This window comes from Devosia sp. P1_H9 (assembly GCF_056405135.1).
In genome coordinates this window covers 97,939-115,889 of sequence record NZ_JBFUCQ010000005.1, presented here as the reverse complement: position 1 = coordinate 115,889, position 17,951 = coordinate 97,939, and the positions used below count along the sequence as shown (strand labels likewise).

19 protein-coding genes are annotated in these 17,951 nt (G+C 65.4%); 3 read left to right on the top strand and 16 right to left on the bottom strand.

Annotated elements, in window-relative coordinates; all coding sequences use genetic code 11:
* Positions 1 to 21: 21 nt before the first annotated feature.
* Positions 22 to 744 carry a DUF1013 domain-containing protein gene (locus AC1DYL_RS11290; protein WP_477149863.1) on the bottom strand — a complete coding sequence of 241 codons (723 nt, stop codon included), beginning with the start codon at positions 742 to 744 and terminating at the stop codon, positions 22 to 24.
* 97 nt (positions 745 to 841) lie between these two features.
* Positions 842 to 1,879 carry an NAD(P)H-quinone oxidoreductase gene (locus AC1DYL_RS11285; RefSeq protein ID WP_477173204.1) on the bottom strand — a complete coding sequence of 346 codons (1,038 nt, stop codon included), beginning with the start codon at positions 1,877 to 1,879 and terminating at the stop codon, positions 842 to 844.
* A gap of 137 nt (positions 1,880 to 2,016) precedes the next feature.
* Here AC1DYL_RS11285 and AC1DYL_RS11280 point away from each other — a divergent pair, with 137 nt between their 5' ends.
* Positions 2,017 to 2,202, top strand: a complete 186-nt coding sequence (locus tag AC1DYL_RS11280; RefSeq protein WP_477149861.1) for a DUF1192 domain-containing protein — start codon at positions 2,017 to 2,019, stop codon at positions 2,200 to 2,202.
* 7 nt (positions 2,203 to 2,209) lie between these two features.
* Here the strand turns inward: AC1DYL_RS11280 and AC1DYL_RS11275 are convergent, their stop codons facing one another.
* A complete protein-coding gene (locus AC1DYL_RS11275; protein WP_477173203.1) occupies positions 2,210 to 2,719 on the bottom strand; it encodes a VOC family protein in 510 nt (169 codons plus the stop codon).
* Between the two features lie 385 nt (positions 2,720 to 3,104).
* Between AC1DYL_RS11275 and rcdA the strand changes: the two genes are divergently transcribed.
* On the top strand, positions 3,105 to 3,629 hold the full coding sequence (gene rcdA / locus AC1DYL_RS11270) for a protease adaptor protein RcdA (RefSeq protein WP_477149859.1): 525 nt from the start codon (positions 3,105 to 3,107) through the stop codon (positions 3,627 to 3,629).
* Between the two features lie 3 nt (positions 3,630 to 3,632).
* Here rcdA and AC1DYL_RS11265 read toward each other — a convergent pair whose 3' ends face one another.
* The gene (locus AC1DYL_RS11265) at positions 3,633 to 4,331 is read right to left on the bottom strand and encodes a hypothetical protein (RefSeq protein ID WP_477173202.1); all 699 of its coding nucleotides are present in this window, start codon (positions 4,329 to 4,331) and stop codon (positions 3,633 to 3,635) included.
* A gap of 89 nt (positions 4,332 to 4,420) precedes the next feature.
* A complete protein-coding gene (gene rpmE / locus AC1DYL_RS11260; RefSeq protein WP_055046196.1) occupies positions 4,421 to 4,642 on the bottom strand; it encodes a 50S ribosomal protein L31 in 222 nt (73 codons plus the stop codon).
* Positions 4,643 to 4,823: 181 nt separating this feature from the next.
* Here rpmE and AC1DYL_RS11255 point away from each other — a divergent pair, with 181 nt between their 5' ends.
* Positions 4,824 to 6,656: an ABC transporter transmembrane domain-containing protein gene (locus AC1DYL_RS11255; RefSeq protein WP_477173201.1), complete on the top strand. Its 1,833-nt coding sequence runs from the start codon at positions 4,824 to 4,826 to the stop codon at positions 6,654 to 6,656.
* A 24-nt stretch (positions 6,657 to 6,680) separates the two neighbouring features.
* Here the strand turns inward: AC1DYL_RS11255 and AC1DYL_RS11250 are convergent, their stop codons facing one another.
* From AC1DYL_RS11250 to tkt, 11 genes are all read right to left on the bottom strand, one after another.
* Positions 6,681 to 7,709, bottom strand: coding sequence for a peptidoglycan -binding protein (locus tag AC1DYL_RS11250; RefSeq protein WP_477157092.1), 1,029 nt, complete (start codon positions 7,707 to 7,709; stop codon positions 6,681 to 6,683).
* The gene (locus tag AC1DYL_RS11245; protein WP_477149856.1) at positions 7,709 to 8,704 is read right to left on the bottom strand and encodes a flagellar motor protein MotA; all 996 of its coding nucleotides are present in this window, start codon (positions 8,702 to 8,704) and stop codon (positions 7,709 to 7,711) included. The genes AC1DYL_RS11250 and AC1DYL_RS11245 overlap by 1 nt, the downstream gene beginning before the upstream one ends.
* Before the next feature lie 146 nt (positions 8,705 to 8,850).
* On the bottom strand, positions 8,851 to 9,642 hold the full coding sequence (locus AC1DYL_RS11240; protein WP_477149855.1) for an inositol monophosphatase family protein: 792 nt from the start codon (positions 9,640 to 9,642) through the stop codon (positions 8,851 to 8,853).
* A gap of 64 nt (positions 9,643 to 9,706) precedes the next feature.
* Positions 9,707 to 10,828, bottom strand: a complete 1,122-nt coding sequence (locus tag AC1DYL_RS11235; RefSeq protein WP_477157091.1) for a tetratricopeptide repeat protein — start codon at positions 10,826 to 10,828, stop codon at positions 9,707 to 9,709.
* Positions 10,825 to 11,379, bottom strand: coding sequence for a thiamine phosphate synthase (locus tag AC1DYL_RS11230; protein ID WP_477173200.1), 555 nt, complete (start codon positions 11,377 to 11,379; stop codon positions 10,825 to 10,827). Before AC1DYL_RS11230 ends, AC1DYL_RS11235 begins: the two co-directional genes overlap by 4 nt.
* A gap of 164 nt (positions 11,380 to 11,543) precedes the next feature.
* Positions 11,544 to 12,569, bottom strand: a complete 1,026-nt coding sequence (locus AC1DYL_RS11225; protein ID WP_477149852.1) for a class I fructose-bisphosphate aldolase — start codon at positions 12,567 to 12,569, stop codon at positions 11,544 to 11,546.
* Positions 12,570 to 12,690: 121 nt separating this feature from the next.
* Entirely contained in the window at positions 12,691 to 13,890 is a 1,200-nt protein-coding gene (locus AC1DYL_RS11220; protein ID WP_477149851.1) for a phosphoglycerate kinase, read from the bottom strand.
* A gap of 70 nt (positions 13,891 to 13,960) precedes the next feature.
* Positions 13,961 to 14,248: a hypothetical protein gene (locus AC1DYL_RS11215; RefSeq protein WP_477173199.1), complete on the bottom strand. Its 288-nt coding sequence runs from the start codon at positions 14,246 to 14,248 to the stop codon at positions 13,961 to 13,963.
* Positions 14,249 to 14,348: 100 nt separating this feature from the next.
* The gene (locus AC1DYL_RS11210) at positions 14,349 to 14,894 is read right to left on the bottom strand and encodes a putative glycolipid-binding domain-containing protein (protein ID WP_477173198.1); all 546 of its coding nucleotides are present in this window, start codon (positions 14,892 to 14,894) and stop codon (positions 14,349 to 14,351) included.
* Between the two features lie 5 nt (positions 14,895 to 14,899).
* Positions 14,900 to 15,907 (bottom strand): type I glyceraldehyde-3-phosphate dehydrogenase, encoded by a 1,008-nt coding sequence (gene gap / locus AC1DYL_RS11205; protein WP_477173197.1) that lies wholly within the window; start codon positions 15,905 to 15,907, stop codon positions 14,900 to 14,902.
* Positions 15,908 to 15,957: 50 nt separating this feature from the next.
* On the bottom strand, positions 15,958 to 17,937 hold the full coding sequence (tkt, locus tag AC1DYL_RS11200; RefSeq protein WP_477173196.1) for a transketolase: 1,980 nt from the start codon (positions 17,935 to 17,937) through the stop codon (positions 15,958 to 15,960).
* Between the last annotated feature and the right edge of the window lie 14 nt (positions 17,938 to 17,951).

Sequence of the window (17,951 nt, the reverse complement as noted above, 5' to 3'; positions counted from 1 at the left end):
ATCCGCTGCTCGCGTCCAGTCTTACTCGTCGGTATCGCCCTTCAGCGACTTCAGCTTGGCGAACACCGAATCGGCGTCGATCTCTTCCTCGCGCTCCGGGCGGCGCTCGACGCCGTCCTCGTCTTCGGTGCGATCCATGCCGGCGCGGCCGTGCGCCCCTGCCAGCGCCTCTTCGGCGGTGAGCAGCATGGTGCCTTCCTCGGCGACCTCACCGCTGGCGGCGCCCTTGGAGGCACGGCTCACTTCGAGATCGAGATCGATCTGGCTGGCGAGCCCGAGGGTCACCGGGTCCATCGGGGTGATGTTGGCGTTGTTCCAGTGGGCGCCGTCACGCACGGCGTCGATGGTCGACTTGGTGGTGCCGACCAGCCGCATGATCTGCGCATCCTTCATTTCGGGATGGTTGCGCAGCAGCCACTTGATGGCGTTCGGGCGCTCGTTGCGGCGCGAGATCGGGGTGTAGCGCGGGCCCTTGCGCTTGGGCGCGGCGACGCGGACCTTGGGGTCCGAGATCTTCATGCGATAGTTCGGGTCGGCTTCTGCCTTCTCGATCTCCTCGCGGGTCAGTTGGCCGTTCTGCAGCGGGTTCACACCCATGATGCCGCTGGCCACATCACCATCGGCGACGCCCTGCACTTCAAGCGGATGCAAGCCGCAGAAGGCGGCGATCTGCTCGAACGAGAGCGCGGTGTTGTCGACCAGCCAGACGGCGGTTGCCTTGGGCATCAGAAGGGGCGTGGCCATGATAAATCTCTCCTTGAGGCGCGGCCGGGTTCTTCCGGTCGCCCCGCCTCGTGGTTCGTAATGAGGGGGAATAATTGCTGCCTATATACGCGCGGACTCAGGCCGATTCAATCGGATTGTCGCCATCTGCCGAACTGTTCATCTGAGTTTCGCCCCACGGGGTGACGAGGATCAGCTTGCCGTAGTTGCTGGCTTTCTCGAGTTCGACGTGGCCGCGAGAGGCCTCGGTGAGGGGCACGGCGCGGATGCGCGGGCGGACGACGCGGCCGTCGGCCAGCGCCGGCCACACGGTCTTGATCAGGCTGCGGGCGATTGTCGCCTTCACCTCGCGGGTCTGTGGCCTCAGGGTCGAGCCAGAGAGGGTCAGCTGCTTCATCAGAATGTGACTGGCGTTGATCTCGGATTTCGGCCCCGCCAGCGTCGAGACGATGACGATGTGGCCGAAGCGCGCGGAGGCGCGGATGTTCTTTTCCAGCGCGTCGCCGCCGACAATGTCGACGATGCGGTCAGCGCCCTTGCCGCCGGTGATCGACAGCGTGCGGGCGACGAAGTCCTCGGTGGCGCGATCGATGGTGTCGGTCGCGCCGAGGCTGCGGGCGTAGGCGGCCTTCTCGGAACCGGAGACGATAGCGATGGGGCGGGCGCCGTGGAGTTTCGCGATCTGGATGGCGGCGCCGCCGATGCCGCCGGCCGCGCCGTGGATCAGCACGTCCATGCCGGGTCCCACACCGGCACGCATCACCAGGGTTTGCTCGATGGTGAAGAGGGTTTCGGGCAGGGCGGCGCCGGCGGCCATCGACCAGCCGGTGGGCAGTGGCAGCACTTGGCCGGCAGGCACCGCGACATACTCGGCATAGCCACCGCCATGGGTCAGCGCCACCACGGGATCGCCCAGCGACCAGCCGCGCACGCCCTTGCCGAGCGCGGCGATCTCGCCGCCGACCTCGAGGCCGGGCAGGGGGGAGGCGTCTGGCGGCGGGTTGTAGGTGCCGCGGCGCTGGCCGAGATCGGGGGCGTTGAGACCGGCGGCGGCGACTCGGATCAGCACCTCGCCAGGACCGGGCTGCGGCACGGGCAGTCGCACCGGCTGCAGCACCTCGGGGTCGCCGAATTCGGTAATGGAAATGGCGGTCATTTCGGCTGGGATCGGCATGTCCTTAGCTAGGACGAGCCGAGGCCGGCTGGCAATCGCTGATCAGCAAGCCGGGAGCCAGGGTTGCGTGGCGTCTCAGGAGGGCTAAAATTCGGGAAAAGCCAAGCCGGGAGAACATCATGTTCGGTGACGACGAGGTCAAGAAGCCCAGAGGGCACGAAGTCGGCATGCCCATCGACACCATGTCGGTGGAGGAGCTCGAGGAACGCATCGGCATGCTGAAAGCCGAAATCGCGCGCCTCGAGCAGGCCATCGCCGCACGCCAGAAAACCCGGACGGAAGCGGATTCGCTGTTCAAGTTCTGAGCCGTCGTTATTGCCCCGATCGCCGGTCCATCTCGGCTTCGAACGAATCCTGCGCCTGGCGCATCGTCGCAAGTTCGGTGGGGTCGCCGAAGCGCCGGGCCATCTCCTCGGGTGTGACATCCTCCAGGTGGGTCTGCAGCCACCAGATGTTGCCGAGCGGGTCGCGCACCCGCGCGCCGCGGTCGCCGATGATCTTCGACGTCGCCAACGCGGTTACTGAAACCGCGCCCGCCGCCAGCGCCTTCGCATAGGTAGCATCGACATCGGCGACGTACAGGCAGAGGAAGCTGGGCGTGTCGACCCAGTGCGGCTTGGCGTCAAAGGCCATGATGACAGAGTCGCCGATGCGCGCCTCGGCGTGGCCAATCGTGTCATTGGCGTTCGGCACCTTCAGGTAGATGTCGGCATCGAAGGCCGCCGCGATGAATTCGAGAAGCTTTTCGACCCCTTTGGTCACGAGGTACGGGGTCACGGCGTGCTTGCCGGCGGGAACGTGGTTGATCTGGGCTTGCGTCATGCGGGCCTCCTAAAGGACGGGATGGTCAACTCCTTCCCTTTGCCCGACTGCTCCTGACAGCCAATGTCAGCAATCGTCGGCGGCTGGCCGGTGGCAGCGTCGCCGGCATGGTCACGATTTGCCAAGGTTAAGAAAGCGAGTCTCGTTAACCTCGAATTAACACTTCCGAGTTAACTTAAAGGCTGTCCAGTTCTCTGGATTTGCAGAGTGGTTTCTCCCTCTGTTTGACGCCTCCCTGTTAACTTTCGAGAGCCGTTTCGACGGCTCTTTTCTTTTGTGCTGCAGCCATCAAACCGTTAAGCCAACGGCAACCGGGGTGGGCGCACAACAGAGTTAACCGGCTGAATGCGCCGGCCACAGATTTTCTCCGTTACCGGGCAACAGCGTGGACGACAGCAGGCAAAAGCAGAAGCCGGTGGCCATCGGGCCGCGGATCGTCGCGTCCGGCGGGTTCGACATGCTCTATCGCGAGGGCATGGTGCTGATCGAAGAGGTCGCGTCCTATCTCGATGGCGACGGCCGGGCGGAAAGCCGCGGCCTGCCGCGCGAGGCCTCGTTCGTCTATGCCACCGAGAGCATGCGGCTCACCACGCGGCTGATGCAGCTCGCCTCGTGGCTGCTGCTGCAACGCGCCGTCAACGAGGGCGAACTTACCGCCGAGAATGCCCGTACCGAGAAGGAAAAGGTGCGCTTCTCAGCCACCCCCTCCGATCGCGGCGGCCCCGGCTATGCCGATCTGCCGGAGCGGCTTCGCACCTTCATCACCAAAGGCGACCGCCTGTTCGACCGCGTGCAGCAGTTCGACAAGCTCGAGCGCGGCGGCGTGCCGGAATACGCAACGACCGGCGAGGGTGGCATCGCCGACCAGTTGGCGCGGCTCAAGGCGGCGTTCGGGCGATTGAAGGAATAGCCGCTAGCGCCGCCGTGGGTGCGGTCTTCGCAATTCGGCTTTGCCGACAAGGCGGTCGAAGACGCAGTTCCGCACCGTGCTGTCCATCCAGCCCAGCGTTGCGCATCGCGCCAGGGCCCCGGCAAGCATCTCGTCGGCTGCGCGAGTGTCGTCTGATGCACGGAGATCGGCGAACGTGGCATAGGACGTGCCGACGCCCCGCAACCGATAAAGCGCCTCGCTGGCGCAAGCCACGGCCTGCTGCAGGTCGTTCACCGAGAGAATGGCTAGGTATTCCCTGGGATAGAGCGGGACGCAAGGTGCTGCGGCCATAGAGCTGGACCACAGTCGCTCGGTTTCGATGGGATCGAGTCCCATGTCACGGAGCGTTGTCGCGAAAGCGGTAAAGGCCAGCTCCATATCGTCTGACCGACGGTTGATAATAACGATATCGGGGCCAAGCGGTTCGTCGGCAAACCCCTCCGTGGCCAGCAGCGTGAGGTGGGCTTCAATCTCCGCCGCGCGGGCCCAGTCCGCGACCGGTATGACGTGTGGAGACCCGACATAGATTTGCCCATCGGGAATACGCTCGACGTTGTGATGGGCGAAGGCCAAGAATCTCGAATCGACCACTGTCGAGTCATCGGCGAAGCCCGCGCCGGGCGAGCCGACGGTGGCGGCAACCAGAGCAGCGGCCAGCAATTTGTGGAAGCGACTGTTCATCGCTCGACGTCCCCCACCCCCGACGAGCTTGCCGAAAACAAAAGCCCGGCGCAATGGCCGGGCTTTTGCATTCGTCGGTACCGTCAGGCTTAGAAGCCGAGGCCCTTGAACTTGTCCTTGAAGCGGGTGACGCGGCCGCCGCGGTCCATCAGGTTGCCCTGCACGCCGGTCCAGGCCGGGTGCGTGGTCGGATCGATGTCGAGCTGCAGCGTGTCGCCTTCCTTGCCGTAGGTCGAACGGGTCTGGTAGGTCGTGCCGTTGGTCATCGCCACGGTGATCATGTGGTAGTCGGGGTGGATGTCGTTCTTCATGGCGCTGCCTCAAATCAAACGGGCGCCGCGGCGCCCGGACGAAACTATCAATTCGGATTGGCCGGGTTCATAGAGAAAATCCCGGTCCAGCGCAAGGGGAAGCCGCGCGATGTCGCAGGGAGGCAATTCGGTTGCGGCGCGCTCGCCACCTGCCTATATCGATGGCACTTTGAAAAGTACGATGCGCAGCACCGCTCCGGCCGGCTCGACTGGCAAGTTGGGCGATAAGGGCGAAGCCCTCAAGGCCGGACGACGGGACCTCAGGCCCATCCGCCGGCTGATGCCTTTTGTCTTCAAGTATCCATGGCGCTTGGCGCTGACCATCGGTTTCCTGCTGGTCTCGGCCACATCCTCGCTGGTGATCCCGTCGCTGGCGGGCAGCATTATCGATAAGGGGTTCGTTGAACGGAACCTCTCGATGGTGGGCCAATACGGCATCCTCGCTATCGTCGTGGCGCTGGTGATGGCGTTGGCGAGCGCCGGGCGGTTCTACTACATTTCGATGCTCGGTGAGCGCGTGCTCACGGACTTGCGGCGCAAGGTGTTCGATCACCTGCTGACGCTCGACGCGACGTTCTTCGACCTGCACCGGGTGGGCGAGCTCACCTCGCGCCTCAACGGCGACGTGGCGACGATCCGCGGTGCGATCGGCTCGAGCCTGTCGATCATGCTGCGCGGCGCGGTGACGCTGGTCGGCGCGGTGACGCTGATGTTTCTCACCAGCCCCTATCTGGCGCTGACCATCGTGGTCGTCGGGCCGGCGATCCTCATTCCCGTGCTGCTCTATGCGCGCCGGCTGCGGCGGATGTCGCGGCGCACCCAGGATGCGCTGGCCGATATGTCGGCGATGGCCACCGAGGTGCTGGGGGCCAGCAAAACGATCAAGAGCTTCGTGCAGGAGCCGGAGCAATCACGGCTCTACGGCTCGCATGCCGAGGAATCGTTCGAGGCCGAGGTCAGCCGGCTGGGCGCGCGTGCGGCGCTGCTGGGCGGGCTGTTGTTCCTCTCCACGACCGCGCTCGTGGTGCTGGTGTGGTGGGGCGCCAATGCGGTGTTCACCGGCGTCGTCACCGTCGGCGAGCTGGCGCAGTTCATGATCTATGCGTTGATGGCCAGCAGCGCGCTGACCAATCTCTCCGAGATCATGGGGCTGCTGCAGACGGTTGCCGGCGCCACCGAGCGGCTGGTCGAGATCCTCGACACCGAGCCCGCGATCAAGCCGCCGGCCAATCCCGTGGCGCTGCCGGTGCCGCCGCTCGGCACGGTGGCGTTCGAGGACGTGCGCTTCGCCTACGAGACGCGCGACAGCGCGAAGGTGATCCAGGACATGAATTTCTCGGTGGCCCACGGCGAGACGGTGGCGCTGGTCGGTGCCTCGGGCGCCGGCAAATCGACGATCTTCGCGCTTGTGCAGCGCTTCTACGACGTGACCGGGGGACGCATCCTCGTCGATGGCGTCGACGTGCGCGAGGTCGAGCCGGCGCAGTTGCGCCGCCGCTTCGCCTATGTCGAGCAGGAGCCGACGATCTTTGCCGGTACCATCGCCGACAACATCCGTTTCGGCCGGCCCGAGGCGACGTTCGCCGAGATCGAAGCCGCTTCGAAGGCGGCGCTGGTACACGACTATGTCAGCGAACTCAGCAATGGCTACGATTCGATCGTCGGCGAGCGCGGGGTGATGCTGTCGGGCGGCCAGAAGCAACGGCTGGCGATCGCGCGTGCCCTGCTCAAGGATGCGCCGATCCTGTTGCTCGACGAAGCTACGTCGGCACTCGACGCGGAAAGCGAGCGCCTCGTGCAGCTGGCGCTGGAGCGGCTGATGGAGGGGCGGACGACCCTGGTGATCGCGCACCGGCTCGCCACCATCCGCGACGCCGACCGCATCCTGGTGCTCGAAAAGGGCCGGCTGATCGACCAGGGCACGCATACGCAGCTGGTGCGCAAGGGCGGCAAGTACGCTGAGCTGGCGAAGCTGCAGTTTCGCGCTGAGCTGCAGCCGGAAGTGGCGGAGTAGGGCTGCCCCGACCCCTCGCCAGGCTCAACCGTCAGTAAGCTTGAACTCGATCCGCCGGTTCTTGGCGAAGGCTTCCTCGGTGTCGCCGGTATCGATTGGGCGGCTATCACCGAAACCCGCAGCGACGAGGTGCTGGGCTGGAATGCCCTGCTCGACGAAATACTTAGTCACGGCAATGGCGCGGGCGGCCGAGAGTTCCCAGTTCGACGGGAATTCCGGGGTGTTGATCGGGCGCTTGTCGGTGTGGCCGTCGATGCGCAGCACCCAGTTCACGTCGGCCGGAATCTGGCTGATGAGTTCCTTGATCACGGCGGCGAGCTTGGCCATTTCAGTTCGGCCGGCATCCGAGATAGTCGCCTCGCCGGCGCCGAACAGCACCTCGGACTGGAACACGAAGCGGTCGCCGACGATGCGCACGTCGGCGCGGCCCTCGAGCACCTCGCGCAGCTTGCCGAAGAAATCCGAGCGGTAGCGGCTGAGATCCTGCACGCGCTGGGCGAGCGCGAGGTTCAGGCGGCGGCCGAGATCGGCGATCTGGGTGCGGTTCTCGGTGTCGGTGGCTTCGGACGCCTGCAACGCCTCTTCGAGAGCGGCGAGCTGGGTGCGGAGCGCCGCGAGCTGCTGGTTGAGTAGGGCCACCTGTGCCGTCGCCTCGCGCGACATGTCCTCCTGGGCTGTAAGATCGGACTCGAGCTTGGCGATCTGCGCGTCCTTGCCGTCGCCGCCGGCACCGATGCCCGCCAGTTGCGCGGCCAGCTGGTCACGTTCGCCGGTTGCCGAGGAGAGCGTCGCGGTCAGCGTGGCGATGGTGGATTCGAGGTCGCTGGAATTGACCTTCTCGAGCTGCAGCAGCTCGGTCAGCTCGGCGATCTGGGCGTTGAGCCGGCTCATCGCCGTGTCCTTGCCGCTGATTTCCTGGCCGAGGAAGAACTGGCTCAGCATGAACAGCGAGAGCAGGAAAATGATGACGAGCAACAGGCTCGAGAGGGCGTCGACGAAGCCCGGCCAGTAGTTGGTAACCTGCGAGCGGCGAGAGCGCGTGGAGCTTGCCATCAGTTCGGCCGCCGGTCGGATTCACCCTCGCGCAGCATGGCTTCCATCAGTTCGCGGAGCTTCTTGTTGGTTTCGCCCTGCTGGATGATGTGGCCGCGCAGGTCCTCCTGCTCGGCCTTGATGTGCTTGACCAGCCCGTCGATGCCACGCGCCAGCTCCGCCATGGCGCGGATGGCGTTCTGCGACGAGCCGGAGTTCTGCAGGGTGGAGCCGAACTGCGCCAGCATTGCCGACATCTCGTCGCCGGAAACGCCGAGCCCGGTGGCCTGCATCTGGGTGACGGGGTGGTCGAGTTCGGTCATCGAGGTCATCCAATCCTCGAGGTCGGTGTAGAAGGCGTTCTGCGCCTGGCTTGCCTGCAGGTCGAGGAAGCCGAGGATCAGCGAGCCCGAAAGCCCGAGCAGCGAGGCGGAGAACGCCGTGCCCATGCCTCCGAGCGGCGCCGCGAGACCGTCCTTGAGATTGGAGAATAGCGTCGCCGTATCGCCCGCCGTGGCGTCCAGTGCCTGGATGGTCGAGGCGACGTGGGTCACGGTTTCGAGCAAGCCATAGAAGGTGCCGAGCAGGCCAAGGAAGACCAGCAGGCCCGTCAGATAGCGCGAGGTGTCCTTGGCTTCATCGAGGCGGTTGCCGACGGAATCGAGGATCGAGCGCATCGAGGACGGCGTGATCACCGCTTCGCCAAGCCGGTCGCGCAAGAGGTTCGCCACGGGGGCAAGAAGCCGAGGCTGGGTCGCCGGCATGCGGCCCTCCTGCAGCGCGTTCACCCAGTTGATCTCGGGGAACAGCCGGATCACCTGGCGGAAGCTCAAGATGATGCCGATGAAAAGCGTCAGCAGGATCAGCGAGTTGATGAACGGGTTGGCCCAGAAGAAGATCAGCAGCTGGTTGGCGAGGATCGCGGCGACCAGCGCCACCAGCACCAGGAAGATGACGATCTTGACCAGGTAAACCGCGGGACTCGCCAAGCGGTACGGGTCGTAGCTCTGCGACATCTCGCTGCCCCCAGTCGGTAAAATCGTCCCGACAATAGTGCGCTTCGGCGAAGCCACGCAACGGTCGGCCACCGGCAATGCCGGTTAACCCCATGAAATCCCGGCAATGCGACTGGAGGGTGACGGGGCCGTGGCCCCGACGCGGCTTAGTTGACGGCTTTGACGATCTTCAGCAGTTGGCCCTGGATCACTTCGTTGCCGGCGATCACCTGGCCATTCCACACCGAACCGGTGGTCCCGGCATAGTCCGACATCGTACCGCCCGCCTCGCGCACCATCAGTTGGCCCGGTGCCACGTCCCAGGGGGCGAGGCCGGCTTCCCAGTAGCCGTCGAAGCGGCCGGCGGCGAGCCAGGCAAGGTCGGTCGAGGCCGAGCCGGTTCGGCGGATGCCGGAGACGGCCGGAACGACCTGCGCCAGTTGCTTCAACTGCAGCAGGTCGAGCGCGCGGCCGCGCGAATTGATGCCGGTGACGACGACGGCGTCGGCGAGGTGCTTGCGGCTGGCGACGCGCAGGCGCTTGCGATCATTCAGCCAGGCGCCGCCGCCCTTTTCGGCGGTGAACAGCTCTTCCATCGCCGGGTTGTAGATCACCGAGGCGACGATCTCGTTGTTGCGCTCGAGCGCAATTGCGCAGGCGAACATCGGGATACCGTGGAGGAAATTTGTGGTGCCATCGAGCGGATCGACGATCCAGCGGTGCTGGCCGTCGGTGCCCTTCACCTCAGTGCCTTCCTCGCCGAGGAAGGAATAGGTCGGGCGGGCCTTCTGCAGCTCGTTGAAGACGATCTCTTCGGCGCGCTTGTCGGCGTTGGAGACGAAATCCGCCGGGCCCTTCACCGAGACCTGCAGGTTCTCGACTTCGCCGAAATCCTTGGCGAGCGAGCGGCCGGCTTTGGTAGCGGCCTGGACCATGACGTTGAGAAGCGCCGAGCGCATTGGGAATACTCCGCGCGAGAAACCGAGGACGTGGGAAGGGCCGCTATGTGCCCGAGAACGCTGTTCAGTTCAAGGGCGTCTCGGGCGGCGTTGCGGTCGCAGGCGCCGGCGCGATGGTGTTGGCGGCCACCTTGGTCGGCGGCACCGACGGCCAGAAGCGGGCGCGCTCCTCGGCACGCGACAGTTCTTCGGGCCGGATCGAGACCAGCAGCTTGTCGAGCATGGGGTCCTTCAACCCCTGCCGGCGGGCGAGGGCACGGTACATGGCGGCATCCTCGAGATTGAGCGTCACGCCCTCGCCAGCGGCGAGCAGCTTGGCATAGCGGTTCTGCGCCACCGGGTTGCCGCCATCGGCCGCGCGAGCGTACCAGCTGGCAGCGGCGGCACGATCCGCCGGCACGCCTTTGCCCAGATAGAGGATGGTGGCGTATTCGACCTGCGCCGCGGCGAGGCCATCCTCGGCAGCGAGGCGGAGCTGTTCGGCGGCGCCTTTGGGGTCGGGGGCGATGCCGGCGCCCTCGGCCAGCATGCCGGCGTAGTCATAGCGGGCTTCGGTGATGCCGGAATTTGCCGCTTCGCCGATCAGTTGCGCCGCCTTGGTAAGGCTGGGCTCGGCGTAGACGCCTTCGACATGCAGCAGCCCGAGATTGTACTTGGCCGCCATGTTGCCGGCGTCGGCGGCGGTCTTGAACAGATCGGCGGCGTGCTTGCGATCTTTTTCGACGCCACGGCCATTCTGATAGAGCATCGCCAGCTCGAACGTCGCCAGTGCATCGCCGTTCTTGCTGGCCATGCCGTACCAACTGGCGGCGGAGGTGAGGTTTTCGGGGACGCCGAGGCCCTTGGCGTAGATCTCGGCGATCAGCGTCTGGGCGTGCGGATCGCCCTTTTCCGCGCGGGGCAGGGCGAGGTCGAGGGCGGTGAGGAAGAAGCCACGCTGGTAGGCGCCATAGGCCGGGTCGACCTTCTCACCGAAGACGGAGTCACTGATGGTCAATGCGTCCGGAGCCGGCTGGTTCAGGAACTCCTCGGGCACTGGCCCGATCGGCAGTTCCTCCATGCCGAGATTGTCGGGGAACTGCATGTCCTTGGGGCGCAGGTCCTCGAAATCGGTGCGACCGGCCTGGGCCAGTGCAGGCAGCGACAGGCCGGCGAGGAGCAGGGCAAACCCGAGCCGGCGCATCATTTCGCCGGCTCCGTTACCGTGAGCGGCAAGCCGATGAACTCACAGTCACCGGCATTGTAGTTCGCCGGGCCGGCTTCGGGATCTGACAACACGCTCGGGATTTCCATGGTCTCGGCCCACCACTGCGCCATTTCGCGCTCGGCCGGCGATATGGGCCCGGAAAGCGGCCCAAATAGGATGTAGTCGACGCCGGCCTCGCCTTTCAGCATCGCATCGTCGCGCGAGTGGATATCGCCGGCGCCCACGATCATCTTGGGCTTCAGTGCGGCGATGGCCTCCTGCACCGCCTTGATGCCGCCCGGGACGTGCAATCCGTCGGCGCCCAACAGGCGGACGAGGCCGGGGTCACCCTCGACCAGCACCGCAGCACCTTTGGCCTGCGCAAGCGGCACGATGCGCTTGGCGAGGTCCTTGTACGCATTCTCGGCTAGGTTACCGCGCGGCAGCAGCAGCGCCGCGACCTCGTCGCGCTCGAGCGTCGTGGTGAGCGCTGTGACGAGCTGGTCGGGTGGGGTGTCGGTGGGTGCGATGAGGAAGATTTCGGCTGACATGGCGGTGTTATAGCGGCCCCATCGCCGATGTGGAGCCGGATTCTGGCCGCAGCTGGGCAAGCGGTTACCGACGCGAAAAGAAAAGGGGCGCGTGAGCGCCCCGGTCCCCGGAAAGAAAAGGGCGCGTCACGACGCGCCCCTAGTCGTCGGGAAGCTCTCAGAAGTCAGGCCGCGAGGTCGAGTTCCGGCTTGTACTGGCCGAGCGAGGCCAGCGCATTCATCCTGGCGCGATGAGTGAAGGCGCTCTGCGCGGCGGCGACGTTTTCGTCTTCGCCGTTCCAGGTCAGCAGCGCCGAGGTCTGCAGGGCGCGGCCGTAGGAGAAGGTCAGCGCCCAGGGCAGGCCGCCGATCTTGTTCATGGCCGAGAGGTGTGCGGTGGCTTCCTCGTCGGACTGGCCGCCCGAGAGGAAGGCGATGCCGGGCACCGCTGCGGGCACGAAGCGGCGGAGCGTCTCGACGGTGCGCTGGGCCACTTCCTCGGTGCTGACACGATCGCGCGAACGCAGACCCGGGGTGACCATGTTAGGCTTCAGCAGCATGCCGCTGAGGTCGACCCCGGCGAGGCGCAGTTCCTTGAATACCGCCTCGAGCGTCTCGCCCGTGACTTCCTCGCAGCGCTGGATCGAGTGATCTCCCGGCTCGCCATCGGCCAGAACTTCCGGCTCGACCACCGGCACGATGCCGGCTTCCTGACAGTACATGGCGTAGCGGGCCAGCGCATGGGCGTTGGCACGGATACCGTTGCGGGAGGGGGCATAGGAGGTGATGGCGATGACGCCGCGCCACTTGGCAAAGCCGGCGCCGAGCTTGGCGTAGTGGGAGAGCCGCTGGCGCAGGCCATCGAGGCCCTCGGTGATCTTTTCATCCTTGCTGCCCGGCATGGCCAGCGCGCCGCGATCGACCTTGATGCCCGGAATGACGTCGGTTTCCTCGAACAGCTGGCGGAACGGCGTGCCGTCCTTGGCCTTCTGCTCCAGCGTCTCCTCGGTGAGGATGACGCCCGAGATGTAGTCGGTCATCGCGCCGGTGGAGCGGAACAGCATCTCGCGATAGTCGCGGCGGGTTTCCAGTGTTACCGGCAGGCCGATCAGCGCGAAGCGCTTGGCGATGGTGCCTTCGGATTCGTCGGCGGCGAGGATGCCCTTGCCGCTGGCGACGAGTTTTTTGGCGATTGCATTGAGCGAGGCCATGGGCGGGAGGGTCTCCGTTTCAACGCCCAAATAATGCCCCGCCCCAGGGCCGCCAGTCGATTGGACGTTCAGGTATCAGACGAAGGGTTGAGCGCGACGTGACCAGCCGCGCCCGGGATCGTCAGCCCTTGAGCGCCTCGACCCCCGGCAGCGGCTTGCCTTCCATCCATTCGAGGAAGGCGCCGCCGGCGGTGGAGACGTAGGTGAACTGGTCCTTCACACCGGCATGGGCGAGGGCGGAGACGGTATCACCGCCACCTGCCACCGACACCACCTTACCGGCCTTGGTGCGGTCGGCGACGTAACGCGCGACCTCAACCGTGCCGTGGTCGAAGGGCTGCATCTCGAAGGCGCCCAGCGGGCCGTTCCAAACGACGGTCTTGGCCTCGTCGATGGCGCCCTTGATGCGCTCGATCGAGCCGGGGCCGACATCAAGGATCATGCCCTCGGGATCCATCGAATCGACGCCGTAGTAGCGGTGCGGGGCGTTGGCTTCGAAGTGCCAGGCGACCGTGGCGTCGATCGGCAGGATGATGGCGCAGTGCGCGGCTTCCGCCTTGTCGCGGATGTCGTTGGCGGTCTCGGCCAGGTCCTTCTCGGCCAGCGACTTGCCGACACCGAGCCCGCCGGCATGGAGGAACGTGTTGGCCATGGCGCCGCCGATGACCAGGGCATCGACCTTGTTGAGGAGGTTGCCGAGCAGGTCGAGCTTGGTCGACACCTTGGCACCGCCAACGATGGCGATCACCGGACGTTCGGGGTTGCCAAGGCCCGCTTCGAGCGCTTTGAGTTCGGCCTCCATGGCGCGGCCGGCGGCCGACGGCAGCAGATGGGCGATGGCCTCGGTCGAGGCGTGGGCGCGGTGGGCCGCCGAGAACGCGTCGTTGACGAATATGTCGCCGAGTTCAGCCATGCGTGCGGCGAGTTCGGGGTCGTTCTCTTCCTCGCCGGGGTGGAAGCGCGTGTTCTCGAGCACGAGGATCGAGCCCGGAGGGGCCTCGTCGATCGCCTGCTTGGCCTTGCTGACATCGGTCCAGTCGGTGGCGATGAAGCCGACCGGGTGGCCTGTTTCGTCGGCCACCGATGGCACGACCATCTCGAGCGAGAACTCGGGATCGACCTTGCCCTTGGGGCGGCCGAAATGGCTGAGGATGATCGCCTTGCCGTCCACCTTGATGATCGAGCGGATCGTCGGCACCAGCCGCTCGATGCGGGTGGCGTCCGTTACCTTGCCATCGGCGACCGGCACGTTGAGATCGGCGCGGACCAGCACGCGCTTACCCGAAAGGTCGAAATCGTCGAGGGTCTTGAAAGCCGGCATGGGACGTATCCGCTGCTAAGGAGAGGTGCCGCTGCTATAGCAAGGATTGCAGCAAGGGCAACAGCGGAGGTCAGAGACCGACGAGGCCTGCCAGGGTGCCCGAGAGGGCAAACAGCAGCGCGCCGATGCCGATATGGCGCACCGCGAAGTAGAGGTTGGTGTTGAAGGTGAAGCGGGCGAAGCCCTCGCTCGGCCAGGCCCGCGGGCCGATGCGCCGGCGCAGCGCCCGGTCGGCCAGCACCACGTAAAGCCCGAAGGCGACAAGCGGTATCAGGAACCAGGTCGCATCGTGCCGGGCGCCGAGCGCGACGCTGCCGACGATGTTGGTGACGACCAGAAGTCGTTCGATATCACGCACCGGCTGATCGCTCCGGTTCAGGGATCAACTGATGCGAACGATAGCACGACGACGTAACGCTTTGGCGACCAAAACGTTAACGGTGGATGACAGTTCCTGCTCACACGCGGCTGAACAGGGTCGGATAGTCCACAACGAAGCCGTTTTCATCCACCGTCAGCACCTGCTCGAAGCTGCCGTCGCCGGACTGGTAGCGGTAGTGGCTAGCATCCAGCCTGGTGTAGATTTGCTCGTCGCGGAACGGCTCCAGGCTGTCGAGCGGTACCCAGGCCATGGCGAACTGCTGCGGCACGCCGTCCGCAAACCTGGCGCGGCGGATCGGCAGGGTGTTGGTGAAGGGCGTGCCGGAAATGTCGATGTCGACGCAGCCTTCGAGGGCGGGGGCGCGCTGGCCATTCACCTTCCAGTCGCCGAGACCATCCGACAGCAGCCGCAGGACGCGGCCATCCTGCAGGCGGAGGGTGAGGGAGCGGAAGGTCCAGTCGGTGGCAAGCAGGATGTCGTACTGGGCGCCGTAGGCAAAGCCGTCGAACTCGCCGATCAGCACGCTGCGTATGTTGATGCCGTCGTCGGTTTCCCAGACGCGGCAGTGCTCGAGCCCGACCTCATCGACTGGTTTCCAGCGGAGGTCGAGCTCGAGAGGCATCGTCGTCAGAGGGTCTTGGCGAACACGGCCGTCATGTCGGCCATGCGGTTCGAGAAGCCCCACTCGTTGTCGTACCAGCCCATGATGTTCACGAAGTTGTCGCCGATCACCTTGGTCTGATCGAGCAGGATGGTGGCGGAGTGCGGATCGTGGTTCATGTCGCTGGAGACGTTCGGGTAGTGCGTCACGGTCATGATGCCGTTGAGCGCGCCGTTCGACGCGGCGATCAGCGCGTCGTTGACTTCCTGCACAGTGGTGTTGCGCTTGGCGACGAACTTCAGGTCGACCAGCGAGACGTTCGGGGTCGGGACGCGCACCGAGATGCCGTCGAGCTTGCCCTTCAGTTCCGGCAGCACGAGGCCGATGGCCTTGGCGGCGCCGGTCGAAGTCGGGATTTGGCTCAGCGCCGCGGCGCGGCCGCGGTAGAGATCCTTGTGCATGGTGTCGAGCGTCGGCTGGTCACCGGTATAGGAATGGATGGTGGTCATCATCCCCTTCTCGATGCCGAGCAGGTCGTTCATCACCTTGGCCATCGGCGCGAGGCAGTTGGTGGTGCACGAGCCGTTCGAGATAACGGTGTGCTCCTTGCCCAGCAGCTGGTGATTGATGCCGTAGACCACGGTCAGGTCGGCGCCTTCGCCTGGAGCCGAGATGATCACCTTCTTGGCGCCGGCCGCGAGGTGCGCCGAGGCCTTTTCCTTCGAGGTGAAGAATCCGGTGCACTCGAGCACGATCTCGACGCCGAGCTCCTTGTGCGGCAGCAGGGCGGGATCCTTGACGGCAGTGACCTTGAACGTCTGGTTGCCGGCGGTGATCACATCGCCCTCGACCTTCACTTCGTGCGGGAAGCGGCCGTGCACGCTGTCGAAGCGCAGCAGGTGGGCGTTGGTTTCGACCGGGCCCAGATCGTTGACGGCGACGACCTGGATGTCGTTGCGACCGCTTTCGACGATGGCGCGCAGGATGTTGCGACCGATGCGGCCAAAGCCATTGATTGCGACGCGTACAGCCATGATGGCTCCTTGAGGACTTCTAAGGGAGGAGAAAAGGAGAGCGCGGTGTCTTACAACTGCGCCATGACAGCTTCAACTATGGCTTTGGATGTAATGCCAAAGTGCTCATAGAGGGCCTCGGCCGGCGCGCTGGCGCCGAACGAGTGCATGCCGATGAAGCGGCCTTTGTCGCCAAGCAGCTTCAGCCAGCTCATCTCGATGCCGGCTTCGATCGCCACCTTGGCCTTGGGCCTGCCGATCACGCTGTCGCGGTATTCCTGCGACTGGGCATAGAACAGCTCCTGGCTCGGGACGGAGACGACCTTGGCCGAGATGCCCTGCGCCTTAAGCAGCTCGAGGCTCGCGACAGCGATCGCGACTTCCGAGCCGGTGGCGAAGATCACCGCATCGGCGTTCTTGTCGCCGGCGATGACGTAGGCGCCCTTGGCGGACGGGTTGCCCTCGACCGTTTCGGTGCGCAGCGCCGGCAGGTTCTGGCGGCTGAGTGCGAGGATCGAGGGCTTCTCGGCCTCGATGGCGAGCTGCCAGCATTCGAGCGTTTCGACCGCATCGGCCGGGCGGAAGACCAGGAGACCCGGGATAGCGCGGAGCGTCGACAGGTGTTCCACCGGCTGGTGGGTCGGGCCGTCTTCACCGAGGCCGATCGAGTCATGGGTCATCACGTAGATGACCTTCTGCTCCATGATGGCCGAGAGGCGGATCGCCGGGCGGGCATAGTCGGTGAACACCAGGAACGTGCCGCCATAGGGGATCAGGCCCTTGTGGAGCGCGATGCCGTTCATCGCCGCAGCCATCTCATGCTCGCGGATGCCGTAGCGCATGTAGCGGCCGGTGTGGTCGGCGGCAGTGAAGGGCAGGGTCTCGGGCGTGTTGGTGAGGTTCGAGCCGGTGAGATCGGCGGAGCCGCCGATGGTCTCGGGCAGCACCTTGTTGATCACCTCCAGCGCCATCTGGCTCGACTTGCGGCTCGCGACCTTCGGCTTGTCGGCAACGAGCTTGGCCTTGAACGTCTCGATGGTCTCGTTCCAGTTCGCCGGCAGTTTGCCGGCGATGCGGCGCTCGAACTCGGCGCGCAGCTCGGGCTTGGCGGCAGCAAGGCGACCTTCCCAGTCGCCACGGGCGTTCTCGGAACGGGTACCGGCCGCGCGCCAGGCGTTGAGCGTGTGGCTCGGGATTTCGAAGGCGGGATAGTCGATGCCGAGCTTCTGTTTGGCGCCGGCGAGTTCTGCCGCGCCGAGCGGCGAGCCGTGCACGCCGTGCGAGTCCGCCTTGGTCGGCGCGCCGAAGCCGATGATGGTCTTGGCGGCAATCAGGGTCGGCTTGTCCGTCGACTTCTTGGCGTCGAGCAGCGCCTTCTCGACCTGGGCCTGGTCGAGGCCGTCGATCTCGATGGTGTTCCAGCCGCTGGCCTTGAAGCGGGCGATCTGGTCGGTCGAGTCGGCGTTGGAAACGCGGCCGTCGATGGTGATGTTGTTGTTGTCCCAGATCACCACGAGCTTGTTGAGCTTGAGGTGCCCGGCGAGCGAGATGGCTTCCTGCGAAATACCTTCCATCAGGCAGCCGTCGCCGGCGATGACCCAGGTATGGTGGTCGACGAGGTCCGAGCCGAACTCGGCGGCAAGCTTGGCTTCGGCGACGGCGAAGCCGACCGAATTGGCGATACCCTGGCCGAGCGGGCCGGTGGTGGTCTCGATGCCGGGGGCGAAATGGTACTCCGGGTGACCGGCAGTCTTCGACCCAAGCTGGCGGAACTGCTTGATCTGGTCGATCGTCATTTCCTCGTAGCCGAGGAGATAGAGCGATGCGTAAAGCAGCATCGAGCCGTGACCTGCCGAGAGGATGAAACGGTCGCGATCCGGCCACCAGGGGTTCTTCGGATCGAACTTCATCACCTTGGTGAACAGCACCGTCGCGATGTCGGCGACGCCCATTGGCAGGCCGGGGTGACCGGAGTTGGCTTTCTCCACCGCATCCATGGCGAGGGAACGGATGGCATTGGCCATCTCATTGGCTTGGGCGGAGTTGGTCATTACGGGGTGCTCTC